The 18,725-nt window shown below is 31.3% G+C and carries 22 protein-coding genes and 3 pseudogenes; 22 read left to right on the forward strand and 3 right to left on the reverse strand.

Annotation, left to right across the window (positions count from 1 at the left end):
• From B7R65_RS21415 to B7R65_RS18165, 12 genes and pseudogenes are all read left to right on the forward strand, one after another.
• Positions 1–193 (forward strand): annotated as a pseudogene (locus tag B7R65_RS21415) (DoxX family protein); the annotation flags it as partial.
• 204 nt (positions 194–397) lie between these two features.
• Positions 398–682: a hypothetical protein gene (locus B7R65_RS18115; protein ID WP_088044251.1), complete on the forward strand. Its 285-nt coding sequence runs from the start codon at positions 398–400 to the stop codon at positions 680–682.
• 611 nt (positions 683–1,293) lie between these two features.
• Positions 1,294–1,617, forward strand: a complete 324-nt coding sequence (locus B7R65_RS18120; protein ID WP_088044252.1) for a hypothetical protein — start codon at positions 1,294–1,296, stop codon at positions 1,615–1,617.
• A 150-nt stretch (positions 1,618–1,767) separates the two neighbouring features.
• Positions 1,768–2,174: pseudogene (locus B7R65_RS18125) on the forward strand (NUDIX hydrolase).
• 561 nt (positions 2,175–2,735) lie between these two features.
• Entirely contained in the window at positions 2,736–3,239 is a 504-nt protein-coding gene (locus tag B7R65_RS18130; protein ID WP_088044253.1) for a hypothetical protein, read from the forward strand.
• 116 nt (positions 3,240–3,355) lie between these two features.
• Positions 3,356–3,925, forward strand: coding sequence for a beta-class carbonic anhydrase (locus B7R65_RS18135; protein WP_088044254.1), 570 nt, complete (start codon positions 3,356–3,358; stop codon positions 3,923–3,925).
• A 53-nt stretch (positions 3,926–3,978) separates the two neighbouring features.
• Positions 3,979–4,347 (forward strand): hypothetical protein, encoded by a 369-nt coding sequence (locus B7R65_RS18140; protein WP_179194920.1) that lies wholly within the window; start codon positions 3,979–3,981, stop codon positions 4,345–4,347.
• Positions 4,348–4,550: 203 nt separating this feature from the next.
• Positions 4,551–5,042, forward strand: a complete 492-nt coding sequence (locus tag B7R65_RS18145; protein WP_088044255.1) for a YhfM domain-containing protein — start codon at positions 4,551–4,553, stop codon at positions 5,040–5,042.
• A gap of 543 nt (positions 5,043–5,585) precedes the next feature.
• Positions 5,586–5,966 carry a hypothetical protein gene (locus B7R65_RS18150; RefSeq protein WP_088044256.1) on the forward strand — a complete coding sequence of 127 codons (381 nt, stop codon included), beginning with the start codon at positions 5,586–5,588 and terminating at the stop codon, positions 5,964–5,966.
• 225 nt (positions 5,967–6,191) lie between these two features.
• A complete protein-coding gene (locus B7R65_RS18155) occupies positions 6,192–6,686 on the forward strand; it encodes a hypothetical protein (protein WP_088044257.1) in 495 nt (164 codons plus the stop codon).
• Positions 6,687–6,732: 46 nt separating this feature from the next.
• Entirely contained in the window at positions 6,733–7,608 is an 876-nt protein-coding gene (locus B7R65_RS18160) for an ABC transporter permease subunit (RefSeq protein WP_218780450.1), read from the forward strand.
• Entirely contained in the window at positions 7,605–8,597 is a 993-nt protein-coding gene (locus B7R65_RS18165; RefSeq protein ID WP_088044259.1) for a peptide ABC transporter permease, read from the forward strand. The genes B7R65_RS18160 and B7R65_RS18165 overlap by 4 nt, the downstream gene beginning before the upstream one ends.
• Positions 8,598–8,834: 237 nt before the next feature.
• On the opposite strand, the gene B7R65_RS22060 is transcribed toward B7R65_RS18165, so the two are convergent.
• Together B7R65_RS22060 and B7R65_RS22065 are read right to left on the reverse strand one after the other, a co-directional pair.
• A complete protein-coding gene (locus tag B7R65_RS22060; RefSeq protein WP_483861142.1) occupies positions 8,835–9,782 on the reverse strand; it encodes a methyl-accepting chemotaxis protein in 948 nt (315 codons plus the stop codon).
• Positions 9,777–10,577: pseudogene (locus tag B7R65_RS22065) on the reverse strand (MCP four helix bundle domain-containing protein); the annotation flags it as partial. The pseudogene B7R65_RS22065 and the gene B7R65_RS22060, both read right to left, overlap by 6 nt.
• A gap of 369 nt (positions 10,578–10,946) precedes the next feature.
• Between B7R65_RS22065 and B7R65_RS18175 the strand changes: the two are divergent.
• The 7 genes from B7R65_RS18175 to B7R65_RS18205 all read left to right on the forward strand — a co-directional run bounded on the left by B7R65_RS18175 (position 10,947) and on the right by B7R65_RS18205 (position 15,529).
• Positions 10,947–11,108: a DUF3953 domain-containing protein gene (locus B7R65_RS18175; protein WP_088044261.1), complete on the forward strand. Its 162-nt coding sequence runs from the start codon at positions 10,947–10,949 to the stop codon at positions 11,106–11,108.
• A 404-nt stretch (positions 11,109–11,512) separates the two neighbouring features.
• Positions 11,513–12,253: a hypothetical protein gene (locus B7R65_RS18180; protein WP_088044262.1), complete on the forward strand. Its 741-nt coding sequence runs from the start codon at positions 11,513–11,515 to the stop codon at positions 12,251–12,253.
• Positions 12,254–12,607: 354 nt separating this feature from the next.
• Positions 12,608–13,063 carry a cell wall hydrolase gene (locus B7R65_RS18185; protein ID WP_088044263.1) on the forward strand — a complete coding sequence of 152 codons (456 nt, stop codon included), beginning with the start codon at positions 12,608–12,610 and terminating at the stop codon, positions 13,061–13,063.
• Positions 13,064–13,389: 326 nt separating this feature from the next.
• Entirely contained in the window at positions 13,390–13,791 is a 402-nt protein-coding gene (locus B7R65_RS18190) for a DUF4279 domain-containing protein (protein WP_088044264.1), read from the forward strand.
• Positions 13,792–13,915: 124 nt separating this feature from the next.
• Positions 13,916–14,344, forward strand: coding sequence for a hypothetical protein (locus B7R65_RS18195; protein ID WP_088044265.1), 429 nt, complete (start codon positions 13,916–13,918; stop codon positions 14,342–14,344).
• Positions 14,345–14,407: 63 nt separating this feature from the next.
• A complete protein-coding gene (locus B7R65_RS18200) occupies positions 14,408–14,746 on the forward strand; it encodes a hypothetical protein (RefSeq protein ID WP_088044266.1) in 339 nt (112 codons plus the stop codon).
• A 189-nt stretch (positions 14,747–14,935) separates the two neighbouring features.
• Complete coding sequence (locus B7R65_RS18205; RefSeq protein ID WP_179194922.1) at positions 14,936–15,529, forward strand: YrrS family protein; 594 nt, start codon at positions 14,936–14,938, stop codon at positions 15,527–15,529.
• Positions 15,530–16,152: 623 nt separating this feature from the next.
• On the opposite strand, the gene B7R65_RS21850 is transcribed toward B7R65_RS18205, so the two are convergent.
• Positions 16,153–16,485, reverse strand: coding sequence for a WGxxGxxG family protein (locus B7R65_RS21850; protein ID WP_088044268.1), 333 nt, complete (start codon positions 16,483–16,485; stop codon positions 16,153–16,155).
• A 199-nt stretch (positions 16,486–16,684) separates the two neighbouring features.
• Between B7R65_RS21850 and B7R65_RS18215 the strand changes: the two genes are divergently transcribed.
• The 3 genes from B7R65_RS18215 (at position 16,685) to B7R65_RS18225 (ending at position 18,637) form a co-directional block, all read left to right on the forward strand.
• The gene (locus B7R65_RS18215) at positions 16,685–17,197 is read left to right on the forward strand and encodes a DUF3231 family protein (protein ID WP_088044323.1); all 513 of its coding nucleotides are present in this window, start codon (positions 16,685–16,687) and stop codon (positions 17,195–17,197) included.
• Positions 17,198–17,298: 101 nt separating this feature from the next.
• Complete coding sequence (locus B7R65_RS18220) at positions 17,299–18,153, forward strand: manganese catalase family protein (RefSeq protein ID WP_088044269.1); 855 nt, start codon at positions 17,299–17,301, stop codon at positions 18,151–18,153.
• Positions 18,154–18,427: 274 nt separating this feature from the next.
• On the forward strand, positions 18,428–18,637 hold the full coding sequence (locus B7R65_RS18225; RefSeq protein ID WP_142288278.1) for a hypothetical protein: 210 nt from the start codon (positions 18,428–18,430) through the stop codon (positions 18,635–18,637).
• Positions 18,638–18,725 lie beyond the last annotated feature (88 nt).

Consider the following 18,725-nt stretch of genomic DNA (forward strand, 5'->3'; position numbering starts at 1 on the left):
ACTGATTCCATTTACTTCTAATATCGCTTCAATTGGTTTGGCATTACTACTTATTATTTTGTTTCCAGCTAATATTAATGCTAGTAGAAAACGACTCACGATTGCTGGAAAGCCTACTACACCTTTATTTCTGCGAACTATCTTACAAATCATTTTTTTAGTAGTTGTTATATTAGTTGGTGAAATCTTTTAAAAGTTAGAAAATTTAATGCTTTTACTTCCATTTCGTTCTTCAACTAACTGGCGCTTTAGTTGAACAACATGATCGGCTGTATAGTCGATTTTTTTTAATGCTCTAGGCAGTTTAGTTGAACAAGAAAATCAACGATATGGAAATATATGTTAAAATATTAAATAACTAACCTAAAAACTAATTATTGTTAAGAGAGGGGTTTTTATGAAAAGTTTCAGTACAATTTCGATTTTATTATTAATTATTGGATTGGCTTTGTTTGGGATACTTTATGTGATTCCAGGCTTCAACGAACTTATTGCTTTAGTTGGTTTTTTATCTTTATTATTCGGTGCAATTTGTAGCTTTATAGCAATTTCTAAAAGAGAAGGAGGGAATACCAAGTTTTTTGCAGTGCCTTCCTTTTTTATTATCTTTTTATTGATTACATGGTTTGAACCTTTTCGTATTGTATGGATGTTTACTTGGATGAAAAATTTACTTTCATAACTTTTGCATATCGAAAACGTAAAAACTGCTTATGTAACTAACTGGCGCGTTAGTTGTAGATCTTGGGTTGCCCTTGGCAGCTCATTTTTTATGAAGAAAGAGACAAAATTCCCCCAAGTTACAAATCTAAATATTAAGGTATAATTAAAATTAAATTATAAAAAAATGTAATTTTTAATCTTTATATTAGTATCTTGTAAATATTTGGATTTAAAATTATTGGAGAGTCATATGGGTTATATTGCCTTTTTATTGGTTGCAATTGTAATTAATGCTTTAGCCATTTTTTGTTTATTTATTTTAGACAAACAAAATAATAAGAAAACAAAAATAAACAGATAGGACATACATAATTGAAATAGAAAAATTTAACTAGAATTCTTTTAAAGCTTACGATAGTTGGATAGTGGAGTTGCAAGTTTAATCATAAATAAATCTTTACTGAACTAACTGGCGCGTTAGTTGAACAAAAAAAAAAGAGGATGATCCTTAATAGATCATCCTCTTTTTCACATTATGACTGCATAGTTACACAAAGAAAGGATATTTTTGTTTTCTTATTGAATAGGTATATTATCGTAATCGCAATATTTTCAAAGAAGGAGAAATACATGGATATAAATACGAATCCAAAAATAATAATTTCACGAACTTCACAATATGTTAATAAATTAAGAAGTTACAAAGTTTTTATTGATAGTAAAGTGGTAGGTAAAATAAAAGACGGTGAACGTTTGACCTTAGAAGTAGCACCAGGAAAACACTCTATCTATTTAGAAATTGATTGGTGTAAAAGTAACAATATAAAGTTCAATAGTAAGCAAAATGAAATTACGCAGTTTAACTGTGGAAGTAATATAAAAGGGGTTAAAATCTTATTCACATGGTGCTTTTTATTTTCAAAAAACAAGTGGGTATATTTACAAAAAAGATAATACTGTTGAACTAACTGGCGCTTTACTTCAATAATGAAGTAGAGCTTTTTTAATGCAATAATGGCAGTTTAGTTGATGAAGGATTTTATATAAGAACAAAGAAGAATATTAATAAAATCGTTTTTTTATAAAAAAGGAGTTTATATAAATATGCAAAATTGGTTTGGTTCGTCAGGTATATGTATAAATGAAAATAATGAATTGCTAATGGTTTTACAAGGAAGGCCTGAAGAGAAAAAAACGTGGTCTTTCCCAACAGGAGGAAAAGAAAACAACGAAACTTTTGAAGAATGTTGCGTTAGAGAAATTGAGGAAGAAAAGGGATATATTGTTGAAGTAATTAAAGAGATAAAGGTGAAAAGGGGTATTTATGAAGGACTTAATATATCTTTTGAAGCTCATTATTTTTTAGTTAAGATAATCGGCGAGAGAGAAAAATACAAGACCCTGATAACTTAATTTATGATATTGCTTGGAAAACCTCAGATGAAATAAAGACCTTAGATTTAACATTTCCTGAAGATAGAGATTTTTTAATAAACTATATAAAAAAATAATATAGTTCCAATTCTTATTTAAACTAACGCATGCGTTAGTTTATTGCAATTCCTATATTGACTGAAAGGAGCTGATTTCGTTGCAAAAAAAAGTGAGAGATATCGTGAAATTTCGAAAAATCTCGTTAACGTGTTTATTAATTGGAATGTTTATCAATATTCTTAACTACGTGTTTGTCCAATCATCATTAATGTATATTACAGGTGTGCTATTTTTCATTTTTTTCACTATAACACTCTTCTTTTGGAAGTGTCCAAAATGCAAAGAAAGACTTCCATTTCGGTTGAATATCGATACGGATGTTCATGATTATTACCGTTGTCCTTATTGCGAGACAAAGTTTTTAGACGGTTACATTGTCGAGTAAGTGTAATGTTACTAGTATTAGAAAAATAAAATCTTATCGAACTAACTGGAGCGTTAGTTATAAAAAACTAGTTGCTATGGCAACTAGTTTTTTTATTGAAATGAATGTCAGAAGTTGAATAAGTCAGAAGGTAATATTCAAAAACAATACGAATAGTTTAAAGGATAGTAAATTAATTCTGGGAGGCTTTTATTTGTTTAAGCAATTATTGTTAAGTTGCATAATAATACTAGTAATTACTGGTTGTTCGAATAATGTATCTATGAATGATGTTTTTATAGAGTCTATGAAATCTGATAAGAATGTTCAAAACTACACTGTTTTAGATGAAAAGGTAGAATCCAAAAATGGTTATATTTTCTATCAATCGAAATTGATATTACCTGGAGATGATAGGAATCAATTCATTTCACTCCGAATATACGATAAACAAAATGGGGGTTGGATACTAAAAGATACTGCTAGCTGTAGTGAAAAATGGAATATTACGACAGAAGATGATGGTATGAATATTTATTGTGGAACAATTACAAATCCAAATTATACAAATGTATTAATAGATGAAAAACAAGCAAAGATAATTAATTTGAAAAATAATCAATCAAAAGCATGGTTTTCAATAAATAACAACCCTAACTCAAGTATTATCGTAACTAGTCAAGATGGGGACAAAGTAACTTGGCATCAAAGTAAGTAGTTAGTAATCTTATGTAATTAACGAGCGCGTTAGTTAGGAAGAATATATATCACTTGATTATTTTCATAAAAAAGAGAAAAATGATAGATAATGATTCATCATTAGGGAGGATTTTTATGAAACAGTTAGAAGAAATTTTATATTATAATGAGCACTTTGTGGAAAATAGAGAATATGAAAAATATCAAACCGATAAGTTTCCGCATAAACGGCTCGTAATTCTTTCTTGTATGGATACTCGTTTAGTAGAATTGCTACCAAAAGCGATGAATGTAAACAATGGTGACGTAAAACTTATTAAAACTGCCGGTGCCCTTGTGTCACATCCATTTGGAAGCATTATGAGAAGTATTCTGGTTGCAGTCTATGAGCTAGGGGCGGAAGAAGTATGTGTTGTAGGTCACTATGATTGTGGAATGGCAAGCTTAAAAGCAGGGAGTACTTTAAATAAAATGAAAGAACGAGGTGTAAGTCAAGATAAATTAGAGACACTTACTTACTCTGGGGTAGATTTTGAAAAGTTTTTACATGGCTTTGACTGCGTAGAAGACAGTGTGAAGCATAGTGTGGAAACCATTCGTAACCACCCATTAATGCCAAATGATGTACCTGTGCACGGGTTAGTCATAGATCCGAAAACAGGAAAGTTAGACGTCATGGTCAACGGCTATCAAGAGCAGCTATAGGCTGTTCTTTTTTAATGAAGTAACTGGTAGGATTATTTTAAGGGGTGGGATTATTGGCAAAAAATCCTAGAATAAATACTTGGATTGAGGCGGAACAATGGAATCAAGATGAATGGAATTTTGAAGATGGTAACACGGATGTCATTGTTACATTTTCTGACCGTTCTAAATGGATCGCAACTTTTTTTACATATAAAAATATCCAGACCTTAAGAGAGAAAAATATTAAAACAGGCGAATGTATGAATGGATCATATTTTCGGGCTAGTGATATGGTATTGATTGATTTTGTTAGTAGAGAACGCATTTTAGAAGTTATTGAATACCTAATCGATAATAACGAGTTTGAGTATACTTTTACTCGCTACCCTGATGTTGAACTTGAAGAAGACTACTTATATCCAGAAGGTTTCTTTTCATAAAAACTGCTATTAAAAAATTTGAACCTTATTGAACTAACTGGCGCGTTAGTTAGATAAAAGAATAGAAAAGCTTTCAAATTAGACAGTTTTTTTAGTTTGAATATCAACAAATTACTTTAACAGAGCCAAAATTTATAACGAGGGAATTTTAGGATCGAAATAGAATAGTGCATTAAAAGGAAAATCTGGTGAGGAGGTTTTAAATGAGAGTTACTAAGTTGAGACAATTATATCTTACAATTTTATTAATATTAACATTTTCATTAATTGGGTGTAGTGATAATCAAGTTACACATGCAAAATGCGGAGAGAAGAAGGACGTTCATGCAAAATGTGTAGGAAATTTCCTATTAGAAGGGAAAACTGTTAATAGTGTTACAATTTCAAGAGTTGGAGAGAGTGCGTTAGACTTAAAAGAACCACATGCTACATACCATAAAGATGCATCAATTGAACTTCAGACTTTTATTGACGCAATCAAAAAAGCAAATAAAATTGATGGAATAGTAGATGTTGCAAAAGCTGGCTACTATTTAACAATTTCGTTTGAAAATAAAACAAGTTCACACTATTTTTTGTGGTTGAGTGATGATGGAGGTTCAATTATGAATGAAAACGATTCAAATACAATGTATACGATACATTCAGATTTAATAAGTGATTTAAATAAATATGTTAATGGTAATAAGGAATAATTCAATTTGCATTATAATTGGATTCCTTGGTTTCAAAATCATTAAGTAATCATTTGATATAGTTGTTCAACTAACGAGCGACTTAGTTACATAAGATCACGAGTCGCAAATGCGACTCTTTTTTGTGTTGAAATCGGTCTTTAATTGGATGATATTTAAAAAAAGGTGAATATAAGACTTATGTCGAATAGTTGAAGAAATTAAAATATTTGGAGGTAAATATGTCATTATATGTTCTTGGACAACTAGAAATTTATGTCTTACCACTAGTTGCATTGTATTGGTTCGCACGATTTGTTAAAGCATATGAGTCAAAAAACTAATAAAATATTATTTCTTCTAAGTTGAAATCTGTAATTGTGATAAAAATTTCTTATTCAACTAACTGGCGCGTTAGTTCAATATCACGAGTTGCCAGTTGCAGCTCTTTTTTTATTCAAGTAACTGGCAGTATAGGTGAACAAGGTTTTTATCTATTAACGGAGAATTGATTATTTAGATTAGGTATTTTGAGGTGAAGAAAATGTTAACGGAGGTGTAGTTTTGAAAAAGTTTTTTCTAATCCTATCTACTGTTCCCTTATTTTTTGTTTTTAATGGTTGTCAAAAATCTTCAAACGAAATAGAACAGTATCAAATAAATGAAGCCAAAAGTAATGAAAAACAAACATTAGATGTAAGGGAAAGTATTTGGAATCAACTAACAAAAGAGGATAAAAAGCATACCCAGGGGAACTGGAAATATGCAAGTGTTCAGAAAATAAACCTTCGAGAATCAATGGGAATAATAAATGACAAAAATTTTATTGGAAAAGAAGTATACATTGTAGACTATTCTTCAAATGATAATCCCACAATAGGTGGGTTCGTGGTTTACGCAGATATAAAATCACATAAATTAATAGGGTATGGATATAGAGATTAAATAAAGGTGATACAACAAAACTATCCATTTCTGAATATCAAACGCTTATTGAACTAACTGGCGCGATAGTTACATTACCTGAGTCACAGAAGTGACTCTTTTTTTGTTTTGTATACCAAGATAGTTAATCACCTTTTAAAGTACAAAGGAATATTTACATTTTATGTAGAAGTAATTATTAATCATGTTTTTCAGATATTGCTTATTTATAAAGGGGATCTAATCATGAAAAAAGATGTAGCTTTATTTATAGTTTTAATTACATTAATCACAGCGTTAATGGGGTGTGCCATCAAAAAACCACCACAAAAAATCGAACTCAATGCGAATGGACAATATACTAAAACTAGTTTCAGTTTAGGTGGTAACGCAAGCCTCCCAAAAGGCAGTATCCTGGAGTTGCAATTTAGCGAAATCGGTAAGAGTGAATTAATATATGACAAGAAAATACAAGTTGAAGAAAAAGGGATCTTCAGTTGGAGTGATACAAATTTAGATACTTCGAAGGATTACAGCATCGATTTAGTGTTTAATCCAAGAAAGCAATCCGAAGAAATTCAAAAAAAATATGGTAAAAACGGTGAATATATAAAAGATGGAGATTTTTCTGGTCTTATCAAAAACAAAGACGGTGTACAAGTTGTTAAAAAATCAACATCAACTGAAAAGTTAGTTGGGGTTAAAAAAGGTGGTATTTTTTACTTCCAGAGTCCTAAATAAGAATGGAGGAGACTCAAGATGTTCGACTCTTGAGTCATTTTTAATTATGAAAATGATTAGCATTACTTTTGAAAAACTTTTTCAATTACTCTTAACAATTGTCATGATTGGCTTAATCGTTGCATTCTCAGTTTCCTTACAAGTACCTAGAAGTGAGCTGTTTCATACATTTTGGGATCAAATTCAGCTATATCTCGGTAGTTTATTTTACATAAACACGATTACGATTCAAGATAATCAAGCACAGTTTGATCTATTAACAAACCTAATACAAGAACCATATGTTTATTCCTTAATCATACTAGCTGCTTCGTTTTTAACATCATTGATGGTTGCCCTCATCCTTTCATTTGGCTTGTTTTTATTACCAATAAGAATCCGAAAAATTGTACAAGAATGCTTATATTTTCTACAAAGTATCCCAGATGTAATGTTTATCTTTGCAACCCAGTTAATTTTTATTTGGATTTATCATAAAACAGGTGTGATCATCCTTGACCCAATCGCTGGTTTTGACAAAGTTTATATTCTGCCAATCCTAGTCGTGTCTATCCTTCCAGGAATGATGTTATCACAAATGACTTTACTGGCAATTGAAGAGGAGAGACAAAAAACATATGTGGAATATGCGATAACAAAAGGATTAACAATGAAATGGATTTTATTTAAGCAAATTTTTCGAAATGTATTAGTGACAGTTTTCTCCAATATTCAATATTTGTTTTGGTTTTTGATTTCAAATTTACTCGTTTTAGAGTATTTATTTAATATGAATGGCTACTTTAAACTGTTATATCAACTTAAGGATACACCTGAAGCATTTTTTGTTTGTTTGGTCTTTTTGTTTATACCATTCTATCTTTTCGATGTTGTTTCTAAACTGCTCATTTTTAAATTAACAGGTGAGGAGCAATTGATATGAAGAAGTATTTAAAGAACAGCTCCTTTCTGATTGGCTCTCTATTTATTTTATTATTATTGAGTTTTAGTTTCATCTACTCACTTTATCTTAAAGATATCATTCAACCACCACCTACTTTTCTATATAACCAAGAAGGAAGAGTAGTCGATACTTTTCCATTTCCACCAAGTTTACATTATTTGTTTGGAGTAGACCGGCATGGAAGAGATGTCTTTTGGTCAGTGATCGATGGTGCAAAATATACTATTCTTTTTGCGATTTTAATTGGATTCTTTCGTGTACTATTTGGAATGATTTTTGGAGTGATATACGGCGTCTATTTACAAAGATTTCGATTTCTTTTTCAAGCATTTGAACGAGCATTCCGATTTGTTCCAGCAGTTTTTCTAGTATTCTTGTTTTTTAAAGTGAATTTTATAAATCCAACAAGTGATGGATTTACATTGTTAATTTCACAACTAATGTTAATAACGATTGTTGCACTACCACCTTTGACAAGTGTGGTTGGAAATGAAGTGAATTTTTATCAAAAAAATGAGTTCATCACCTCTTCTAGGATCATGGGAGGAAGTAAACTTTGGGTCATTCGTAAACATATCATTCCGTTTTTACGATCAAGATTGCTCCTCATGTTTGTGCAACAAATTATCCAAGTCCTTCTGTTAATGGTTCATTTAGGAGTTTTTAGTTTGGTAATTGGAGGTAGTCAAATCGTTAATACAGGTGAAAGAGAAGTTACCGTTTCATTGTCAAATGAATGGTCGGGTTTGATTGGCTTATCATACGCTGAATTAATGTTAGATAAATGGATCGTAATTGGGCCAAGTATCGGGTTTGTTTTGACAATACTCGCATTTACATTGATTAAAAAAGGAATCGAAAATCCAACAGTGAGATTAAAGGATACAAATTCGATTCGTAAACGTTTGTCGAAGAAAGCAATTCATGAATTAGTGATGGACTTTTCATTCGTCAACGAAAAGAGTTAAAAATTTAAAACGGCTCCTAGTATGTTTTTCTATAACCTAGAATTGGTAGAATCCTTTTTGAACTAACGCATGCTTTAGTTACATAATCAGAAGACATGAGGGTGTATATAGTATTGAAGTTATTTTAGATGTTAGCTCTAAAATAGAAACAATTTTAATCCTTACTCAAGAAGTAAAAATATATAAAAAATAAAAGCCACTTATACCTATTCAAATAAGTATGTGTGGCTTTTTATTTTAAATGCTAAAACCTTTAACTGTATCTTGTAATTCAACGGCCATTTTACTTAATACTTCTGCTGAAGCAGACATTTCTTCAATAGAGGCATTTTGTTGCTCGGCTGCTGCCGCTACAGTCTGTGATTGTCCAGATGCCTCCATAGAAATTGCAGAGTTCTTTTCAACGATATGCATGATATTTAAGGAACTTGCATTGATTTCTTCAAAGATAGCAGAAACTTCTTGTGTTTGTGAAGATACCTCTTCAATCATTTTTACTATATGAGTAAAGTTTTCTCCCGATTCACTTACAAGGTGAATACCATTTTTTATTTCTTCTGAACCTTCATCCATTGATGTGATTACTTTTTTTACTTCATTTTGAATTAAGATAACTAGTTCAGATATTTGTTTTGATGCAGTTCGTGATTGTTCTGCAAGTTTCTTTACTTCATCAGCAACAACAGCAAAACCTTTTCCTTGTTCACCGGCTCTTGCAGCCTCAATTGCAGCATTTAGTGCTAATAGATTCGTTTGTTCTGAGATTTCAGTAATGATTGTGACAATGTTTCCGATTTCGTTTGATTTTTCACCTAGTCCATTAACAATAATCGAAGTATTGTTAACTGTGTCATTGATCATATTCATTTGTTCCACTGTTTTTACCAATACTTTATTTCCATGAATCGCTTTTTCAGTTGTTGAAAGTGAGTTTTCGGCTACTGTTTGAATAGAAGAGGCTGCTTGCTCCATACCCGAAGAAATTTCCTTTACTACGATATATGCCTCTTTACTACTATTCTCTTGTTGTTCTGAGCCCTCAGCAATTCCAATGATTGAATCAGTAATTTGTTCAGATGCACGACTTGTTTCTTCTGCACTAGCCGATAGTTCTTCAGAAGTTGATGCTACTAATTGAGAGTTCTCAATTACTTTTACTATGATCTCTTTTAAATTTATCGTCATTGTATTAAAGTCTTTTGCCAACTCACCAATTTCATCTTTATTCTTAATCGTAACTGGTTCAAGAGAAAGATTTCCATTTGATACTTCCCTTACTTGATTAGTTAGAAGGGTAAGTGGATTTTTTATATTTCTAATCATTACGATAGCAATTGTAATTAAAGCAATAATAGAAAAACTTACAATAATAATTGTTACATCGAGCACGCTCTTAAATTGTTTTTCAGAATCACTTGTAATTGTTTTTGCCTCTTTTTTATGCAACTTTACTAGGGCATCTAAGTCAGTTTGCATTAGATCAAACAATTTAATACCATCATACGAAGTTAGGATAGCATTCTCTGTATCATAATTGTTACTTAATGTAAGAACCTCATTGTTTTTTTTAAGATAGTTTTGCCATTTGATTTTTAAAGAATTGAAATGTTCTCTTTCACTATTTGTAGTTAATAGTTTTTGATAATTAGAGAAAGTTGTATCTAATAATGAGACAGTATTATCTATACTCTGTTCATATTGTGTCTTATAAGGTTTGTCTTTCGAAATAATGTGATTTTGAGTTAGTGTCATAATATGTTCAGTAAAATAATTAATATCACCGATATCAGCAATTTTAGGCGAAACACTCTTACTTAAATTACTAGTATTATTATTTAATGAATAAGCACTATAAATTGAGAACCCACTTAAAGCGATTATGATTAATAATATTGATACAAAAGTCAGTATTAGTTTCTTTCCAATGGTCCAGTTCATAAAAAAATCCTCTCTTTTAAAAAAAGTAAAATTGTAATACATAGAATAATATCGACCGATGTGTCGAAGGTTTGAAGATAATGTCGAAAATTGTAAGGAATAAGTGTTGATAAGTTATTTTCACGGATAGATAATTGATTGTGTTTTATAACAATCTTAAGATAAATATAGAAGTTAGAGGATGGAACAGGCGGTCATCGCTCTCGTTGGAGATGTGGGAGTGTCAACATCGCTTCATTTGTTTTAAGTTGCTCTCGTGGGTACCTTATATAATAGAACTTATGTCACTAACTGGCGCGTTAGTTGGATAACATGATCGACTATTTAGTCGATTTTTTTATTGTGCTAACGCTATAATAAAAGGGATATATTGCTTTAGGAAAGTGACTTGTTTTATTGGTGGTGATTTAAATGGTGAAATTTTTGGGAATGATATTTGGTTTAACCGCTTTAGTTTTAAGTATTTTTGGCTTTATAACTAATAAGACGATATTAATGCCTTATATGATCTTTTTCTTAGGAGCAATGTTATTGGTGCTGGGTATATCAGAATTTCAATTAAAACGAAAATGAACTGGTTATATTATTTTTATTGTATCTCTGTTTGTATTCTTTGAATTAATACAAGGATTCTTATTGAACTAACTGGCGCGCTAGTTGAACAACGATGGACTACTTTGGTAGTCCATTTTTTTGGGCATTATACTGTAATTAGAAATGTGAGATGTTCTAACAAATGTTTAACAAAATATCACCCTTATAGGTAATTCAATACAAATAATTGAATTATATATTTGTAAAGATTTGGGTGGTAAATAAATGACGAAGATGAAAGTTCAGGTTAAACAAGAAAATCTTCTTTAAAAATATATTTCTTAAACTGCTCCTATTTCCGTTTATCCACGTCGGAAATATCTATATACATAGAAGTATTTATTGCTGTTATATTGTTATTAAGATAAAAGGAGTACGAAATTATGTTTAATTTATTAAAGAAATATAGAAAAATTGTTTTGATTATATCACTTACAGTTTTATCATGTTTTACATATTACTTTGCTTTTATATTAATTGATCAAAAATTTTCAATATATAACTTTGCAATATCAAAACAAGAGAATCCGCAATATTTTAATAATAAGTATTATGAACTTGGATTAAATCGTGGGGGTTATAGTAACCAGAAATATAGCTTTCTTTCTGAAATAATTCTTGAAAAAAATGAAATTATTGAAATTGAGCATGGTGTTCAAGTTAGTAAAAACGACATTAAAAAAATACCAGAGTTAAAAGGGTATAATTATATATTCTCTGGAATAGAGATTGAGAATGGTAAAAATATGGATAAAATCAGTATTCGAAATTATTATAAAAATAAAGAACTAGAATCATTTGGAACTTATGTTTTTCAATATGAAAAAGATGAGGAAGGTCTAACTTTATATAATAAACCAAAAGTTAAAAATATTAGTGAACATCCAGACCAAATAAAAGAAAAAGGTCACTTTTTATATGTGAAAATTTATAAATTTCCAACAAATGTGCAACATTTCAAATGGATTAAAAATAAACAATCTTGGTTCAAAAATGAAATAACACAAAAAATAGATATTAATTATAAAGATGCTAATGGCAAATCTAGGAGTGAAGAGTTTACCTTCCAACTTCATTGGATAAGATGGATGATATTTTTGGATCGATTCTTCTTTTCACAATAACAATTCTTATGTAACTATCTGGCGCTTTAGTTGGATAACACCAATGGCTGTTATTGCGCCTTTTTTGCTCTAAATGTCAGGATAGTTTTTAGAGTGATGAATAAATAGGATAATTTGCTTTGGATATTTGAATACTTTAATTTATTTTTTTCCTTTTTATTAGTTTTTCCTGTGAGATTACCTTTGTATATTGTAACAAGAATGGGGTCGGGGGATCTTACCCTTGAAGCCTTGCTTTTTGGACATTGATTAATCACTTTCTTTCCTTGAGAATGTAATTATCATTTCTAAAAGCGAGGTTTTTTAACGTAAAAAGTTGTGAAAAATCATATCTTTAATAAAGGGGGTTTTTCTATGACTCGAATAAAATATAATCTAAGTGATGTTGAATTATTGGCAAGATTAATCCGAACCGAAGCGGAAGCGGAAGGACAAAGGGGGATGTTATCTGTTGGTGCTGTCGTGATAAATCGAGCCTTGGTCAAGTGTTCAGATTTCAAAAATGTTGATACAATTCGAGAGGTCATTTATCAATATCATGGGAGCGACGCTTCCTTCGACGCGATTCAATCGCCATCTTTTTATCAAAGAGCAACCGAGCCTCATTTGAAGCTTGCTAGACAATGTTTACAGAATTGGAGACTATATCCTGCTGTGTATTCTTTGTGGTATTTCAATCCATCGGGTGCTGGAGTTCAAAATACCAAGTGTCCGCCTACATGGTATGGTCAGCCTTATGCGGGAGTTTGGAAGAATCATTGCTTTTATGAGCCGACTGGGGCGGAATGTGCAGAAATTTACAAAATATAAAATAAAAAAAGAGCCGAAAATGAAGTGGACCCAAAAAGTTAGACAAATAGATTTATGCAGCCACTATTACAATCATGAGCGTATTAAGATAAAACTAAAAGGATTTCTTTTTTGGATTAGGTACGTATTTCTCTAGAGAATTGAAAAGATGGTGGGTTAAATAAATAGAGTTATAATTTTACTAATTGACTAACTGGCGCATTAGTTGAACAACAAGAGTTGCCGATGGCAGCTTTTTTTTTGTTGTATTAACTGACAGTATAGTTGTAAAAGAAATTAAAGTTTATAATTGAAAACGATGATAAAAAAATATAAGGATTTGATGCATGAAGGAAGGCTTTTTTAGTTTATATATAAGAGATGAACAGTTAGATTTTGACTACATTACAGCAAACTTGAATATAATGCCTACTGACATTAAGAAAAAAGGTAGTTTCATTGGTTCTTCAAGAAAAATGAAAGATGATTTATGGTCTTATGAAGTTGACTATGATGGTTATGAACATTTATATGAGGTATTAGAAGATTTTTTATTAAAGCTGTTAAAATCTAAGGATTTTATTCGGGAACTTTCTAACATTCATAATGTATATATTTTCTTTAGTGCTCGTTCAAACTTGGGACAAATGGGATTTGAACTTACCCCTAAAGTACTACATTTGTTAGGAGAATTGAAAATAAGATTTGAAGTTCATATCTTATCTTTTGGGGAAGTAGAAAGCGAATAATTCCTTATGTAACGAACAAACGAGTTTGTCGAAGAACATTCGAGTTGCTAAAGCAATTGACTTCAATAGATTGTTCGACCAAATGCGACTCCGTAAAAGGATAGATTAGGATAGAGGTTTATTAATGAAAAAAAGATTAAAGAAAAAACTGAAGACGTCAATAGTTTATACATACAATGTTTTACAAGACATAATAGAGCTTAAGAAGAGAAATAAACGGAAAGAAAAAGGAAAAAAAACTTTTGTCCTTTATTATGAGTTTCTGCCGATAGAAAAGGGGGACTATAAAAACTTGTGTAATGATGAAATGATAGGTGGTAACGAGTACGCATATGCTTCACATTGGTTAGTTGCGTTACTCTTTACTAAAACTCCTCGAATTTTGATATTTCCAACTGCGTTTGACGGTAGTAGTCATACACCTTCACCTATTTTAATTACACTTTTTAATAGAGAATCACAAGAAAGTGATGAAGAGCTTTTAGATCAGGCAAAAATAAAATTTGATCAGAAAATTATAGATATAAAGAATGATGTTTTTTGGGAAACGTAATAACTTTAAAATATTCAACTGGCGCTTTAGTTACTGTTAAACTTATAAGTGATGGGGGATTAGATGGTAGGTATTACATTTGTACTTGCAAAAACTAAAAAAAGAAAAGACATGTTGGATACATATGTGACATTTGAAGAACGGTTACATGTCCGTTTACGTAATAAGGAACGAAATAATACTAATCTAAGTTTACTTATTAATTTAGATCCATATGGAGATAAGCTTTTCAAAGAATTCCAAATTAAAGACTTACATACAATCTGTGAAGTTATTTTAGACAAATACCAAGATGAGAATAACGATTTGGAAGAAAAAATAAGAGAATTTGCGACAAACTTAAAAATGATGTGCATAGAAGCTATAGACCAAAGGTATGTTATTTGGGCACTTGGCGATTAACAAAATAATTTAGATGGTTTATTTTCTTATTAAACTAACTGGCGCGTTAGTTACATAAGGTTGTGACTGGCAATGAAAAAGGAACTTATCAGTTGTATTACGGAATGGTTAATTTTGTGATAGAACAATTCAAGTTTTTACCTCGCATGGTAGAATGTTGACATTCGCAGTATTGGGAGAGTGGTTAGATTGAATAATTTTCAAGGCAATTCACGTGCAACGTCCAGAACAAGAAGAAAAAAAGCCAAACTCATTTTAAGCGGATCTATTGTAATCGTAATTGTACTTATTGCGATTGTATCGATTTCGATTCTTTCGTCGAATGATAACAAGGCTGCATCCAAAAAAGATGCTCAAGCCTCATCCAAAAAAAAATCGGTTCACAGTATAAAGAAGGATGAGACAGCTGTTAAAGAGACTTCAATAAACATTCAAATAATTGAGGACTCATCGTCCCAAGATCAAACGAATGTTAATACGTTGGATAACTCGCAGTCAAATTCAACAATAGCTTCGGAAACACCGGAACAAACAGGTGTGCTTCATAATACAAGCTATGATTCAAGTTCTCAAGATTGGCAGGAGATGCTGCAGACAATCTCTTCTGCTACTGGAATAGATCAAAGCTATATGACTGTTTGGTTTTTAGGGAGCGACAAAAGCAACCCAGGCGGCTCAGTAGGGACAGTATCAGCAAAAGCAAAAGGTTCACAAAAATATCGTGTGTATCTCCAATGGGATGGCTCAAGATATATAGCAACAAAAGTTGAACCTGCTACATAAAAAGGTAAAATAGGATGTATCTAAGGGACATCAACAGGCTGTCGAGAAACAATCGACAGCCTATTTTAAGTAATTTATTCATTGGGATAATCGTGTCATTGCTTGTATATTTGCTTATTAATCACACTTGTAGGGGAGATTTTGCGCCACATTCATCATTAAAAATGACTAATACTTATGCAACTAACTGGCGCGTTAGTTGAACAGCATGGACTTCTTCAGCAGTCTTTTTTTTAGTTATCTGGCAAAATAGATTAATAAGAAACCAAGATTAAATTAGGATAGAATAAATGAAAGGGCGGTAAAAAGCTAAGCTATACCCAACAAGAATAAAATAATTCTTCAACTAACGAGCGCGTTAGTTGAAAATCATAAAGTTGCTTCAGTAGCTCTTTTCTGGATTGTTGAACATGAAAGGGAAAGGATTGAAGTTAAGTCCTTGAAAAATAAAATATAAATAAAAATAAAGTTAGCTTAAAAATAGGCTGATTGTTCATTGAGACAAATAATTCACATTTTCAAAAGTAAAAATCCTCCTTTAAATTAAAGAGGATTTTACTTTTGGGATTTAACCAATACAGGGAAAGTTTAAAATAAAGTTATACTAAATCATCTCACTATTATTACCTTCTGTCGTCACGATCTTTTCTTCGTAATCCTAACAAACCAAGTAATCCTAATAGTCCAAGCCAACCCCAATCAGTATCATCATCGTTTGTATCTGTAGTGTTAGTAACGTTCATTGGATTATATCGATTATTAGTCATATTACTTGGATTATAACGACTATTAGTCATATTACTTGGATTGTATCGGTCATTATTCATATTATCGTTTAAATTGTATCGATTATTAGTCTTATATTCGTCAGAATTGGCATTTACAGCTGATGCATTATTAGTTAAAAATGATAGCGATAATAAGAAAGAGAATAAAACTAAACACAATCTTTTCATTTAGTTCACCACCTTTTTTTAGGATAAGAGCATTAATATTTTGAGTAGTAATGAATGAAAACAATCATGGCAATTTAAACCATTATTTTAAATATTGTTTTTCGCATACTTTCTATTTTTTGATAAAGAATAGCTTTTGTACCTATTCCGTGAAAAGGAGAATAGTATGAATTTAATAACGAAGGGAAGTAAGATTATTATGGGTATTTTAAGTGGAAATCCACAAGATGAGCCTTTACATTATGGAGAAGTATTTGGATTATGGAGCGCTGTATCAGTCGCAAAAGCTGCACTAGATGGATATCAGGTCTATATAAACCATACTGGTGATCAAGAGTTGAAAGCATTTTTAAAACAAGTAATTGAATCATCAATCAAGCCCTCAATAAAGGAAATAGAAGAAATATTACTACATAACGATATCGCGGTTCCGCCTACACCAGCAGAACGACCTGAAGCAGATCTTGAACAAATTCCTGTTGGAGCAAGATTCCTTGATGCTCAAATAGCTTATATGGTAGCTGCTGATATTGCAGCAGGTGTTGTAGCATGTAGTCAAGGGATGAGCCAATCAATTCGTGTTGATGTTGGGTTAATGTATGGACAAATGGGTGCAAAAAAAGCAAAAGACGGTGCTCTATTACTTCAGATGATGAAAGATAAAGGTTGGTTGGTTCCGCCACCACTTCATCATGAAACAAAACAACAATAAAACATATAAAGTCCACTGAATAATCAGTGGACTTTATTGATAGTTATATTATTTTATTTCATTGAAATCATTTGATTAATTGAAGAAATGAGGTAGTTACAGTGTATTCTTATAAAGAAGAATTGATTAATATGATAAAGCCAGATAAGCCAGATCCTGCTGCTGCGAAGGTATTACAAGAAGCATTAGGTGGGCAATTTGGTGAAATGAGAACAATGATGCAATACTTTTTTCAAAGCTCAAATTTCAGAGGGAAAGCGAAACAATACCGTGACTTAATTAGAGGTGTTTTTTTAGAAGAAATAAGTCATGTCGAGCTCGTTCAAAGTACAATTAACCAACTTTTAACAGGTGCAGGTGAATCTACACCAGGTAATGCTGGAGTAAATGGAGCACCACTTGATGAAGAAGTTAAACATGCTAATCCACACCACTTTATTGTAGGTGCGCAATCATCATTACCTGTAGATGCTGGTGGAAATCCATGGAATGGTTCATGGGTATATAACCACGGGAATTTAATAGCTGATTTATTAAACAACTTAATTTTAGAATCCACAGGTGTTTTACAAAAAACTAGGATTTATGAAATGAGCTCTAATCAAACTTTAAGAGAAACGTTGGGATTTCTAATAGTACGAGATAATGCCCATCAGAATGCATTTGCAAAGGCATTAGAAACATTAGGTGTAGAATGGGGTAAATTATTGCCTGTCCCTAACTATGATATAAATAAGTATCCCGAATGCAGAAAGTTTGTTGAAATGGGTTACCATAATGCTCAATTTAATTTTAGGCTTGATCAGTCACTTATTGGGGAAGTTTTCAAAGGAAAATCTCCAAGTAGAAATGGAGAAGAGTTAAAGGTAATTGAACCTCCAAAAGGCTTTCCAGTACCAGACCTACCTGAAATGCCAAATGAGCATAGTCCAGGTTTGTATGATTTGAATAATTAAATATAAAATAATAAGCTTCCTTTAATTAATAATTAGGAAGGTTTTTTATTTGATTTAAACATAAATTATAACTTGTTATTCAACTAACGCATGTGTTAGTTGCATTAGCAAAAAAAGGAACTTCACACAGATGAACTGCCCCCGACACGACTAACAATCGGGGTGCAGTTCAAGAAAATTCATTTTTTATAAAAATTAAACACTTGTCCATTTCTTTTTACTTGTCCAATCATAGGATGTTGAGATGAAATTAAAAGGAAAAGGTGTTGTTATAATGGGTTGCAACTGTAACAATGAAAGAAATAACGATAGAAATAATGATAGAAACAGAAGAAGAGATAGAGATTTTACGTTTAATGCGAAAATCACGATTGATAAAGATGACTTCTGTCGTGCAGTAGAACGATGCGACGATGACAGACGTGATGAAAGACGCGATATTTTCGGTCGCAGTATTAGTGACAGAGGCGGTTGGAATTGGTAAGTTGAAAAAGCAGTTAAAAAGGAACTTCAATCATAGAAGATCCTTTTTTTTTGCCGATAAACATATTTATGTAAATTAGATTCACATA

The sequence above is a fragment of the Bacillus sp. EAC genome (assembly GCF_002156875.1).
Lineage (GTDB): Bacteria > Bacillota > Bacilli > Bacillales > Bacillaceae_G > Gottfriedia.

Coding starts and splice junctions, on each gene's coding strand:
- B7R65_RS18160 (WP_218780450.1), top strand. CDS start 6,733: ATGAAAATGATTAGCATTACTTTTGAAAAACTTTTTCAATTACTCTTA.
- B7R65_RS21850 (WP_088044268.1), bottom strand. CDS start 16,485: ATGAAAAGATTGTGTTTAGTTTTATTCTCTTTCTTATTATCGCTATCA.
- B7R65_RS18155 (WP_088044257.1), top strand. CDS start 6,192: ATGAAAAAAGATGTAGCTTTATTTATAGTTTTAATTACATTAATCACA.
- B7R65_RS18135 (WP_088044254.1), top strand. CDS start 3,356: ATGAAACAGTTAGAAGAAATTTTATATTATAATGAGCACTTTGTGGAA.
- B7R65_RS22060 (WP_483861142.1), bottom strand. CDS start 9,782: ATGACGATAAATTTAAAAGAGATCATAGTAAAAGTAATTGAGAACTCT.
- B7R65_RS18190 (WP_088044264.1), top strand. CDS start 13,390: ATGAAGGAAGGCTTTTTTAGTTTATATATAAGAGATGAACAGTTAGAT.
- B7R65_RS18175 (WP_088044261.1), top strand. CDS start 10,947: ATGGTGAAATTTTTGGGAATGATATTTGGTTTAACCGCTTTAGTTTTA.
- B7R65_RS18120 (WP_088044252.1), top strand. CDS start 1,294: ATGGATATAAATACGAATCCAAAAATAATAATTTCACGAACTTCACAA.
- B7R65_RS18195 (WP_088044265.1), top strand. CDS start 13,916: ATGAAAAAAAGATTAAAGAAAAAACTGAAGACGTCAATAGTTTATACA.
- B7R65_RS18165 (WP_088044259.1), top strand. CDS start 7,605: ATGAAGAAGTATTTAAAGAACAGCTCCTTTCTGATTGGCTCTCTATTT.
- B7R65_RS18115 (WP_088044251.1), top strand. CDS start 398: ATGAAAAGTTTCAGTACAATTTCGATTTTATTATTAATTATTGGATTG.
- B7R65_RS18185 (WP_088044263.1), top strand. CDS start 12,608: ATGACTCGAATAAAATATAATCTAAGTGATGTTGAATTATTGGCAAGA.
- B7R65_RS18145 (WP_088044255.1), top strand. CDS start 4,551: ATGAGAGTTACTAAGTTGAGACAATTATATCTTACAATTTTATTAATA.
- B7R65_RS18215 (WP_088044323.1), top strand. CDS start 16,685: ATGGGTATTTTAAGTGGAAATCCACAAGATGAGCCTTTACATTATGGA.
- B7R65_RS18200 (WP_088044266.1), top strand. CDS start 14,408: ATGGTAGGTATTACATTTGTACTTGCAAAAACTAAAAAAAGAAAAGAC.
- B7R65_RS18180 (WP_088044262.1), top strand. CDS start 11,513: ATGTTTAATTTATTAAAGAAATATAGAAAAATTGTTTTGATTATATCA.
- B7R65_RS18225 (WP_142288278.1), top strand. CDS start 18,428: ATGGGTTGCAACTGTAACAATGAAAGAAATAACGATAGAAATAATGAT.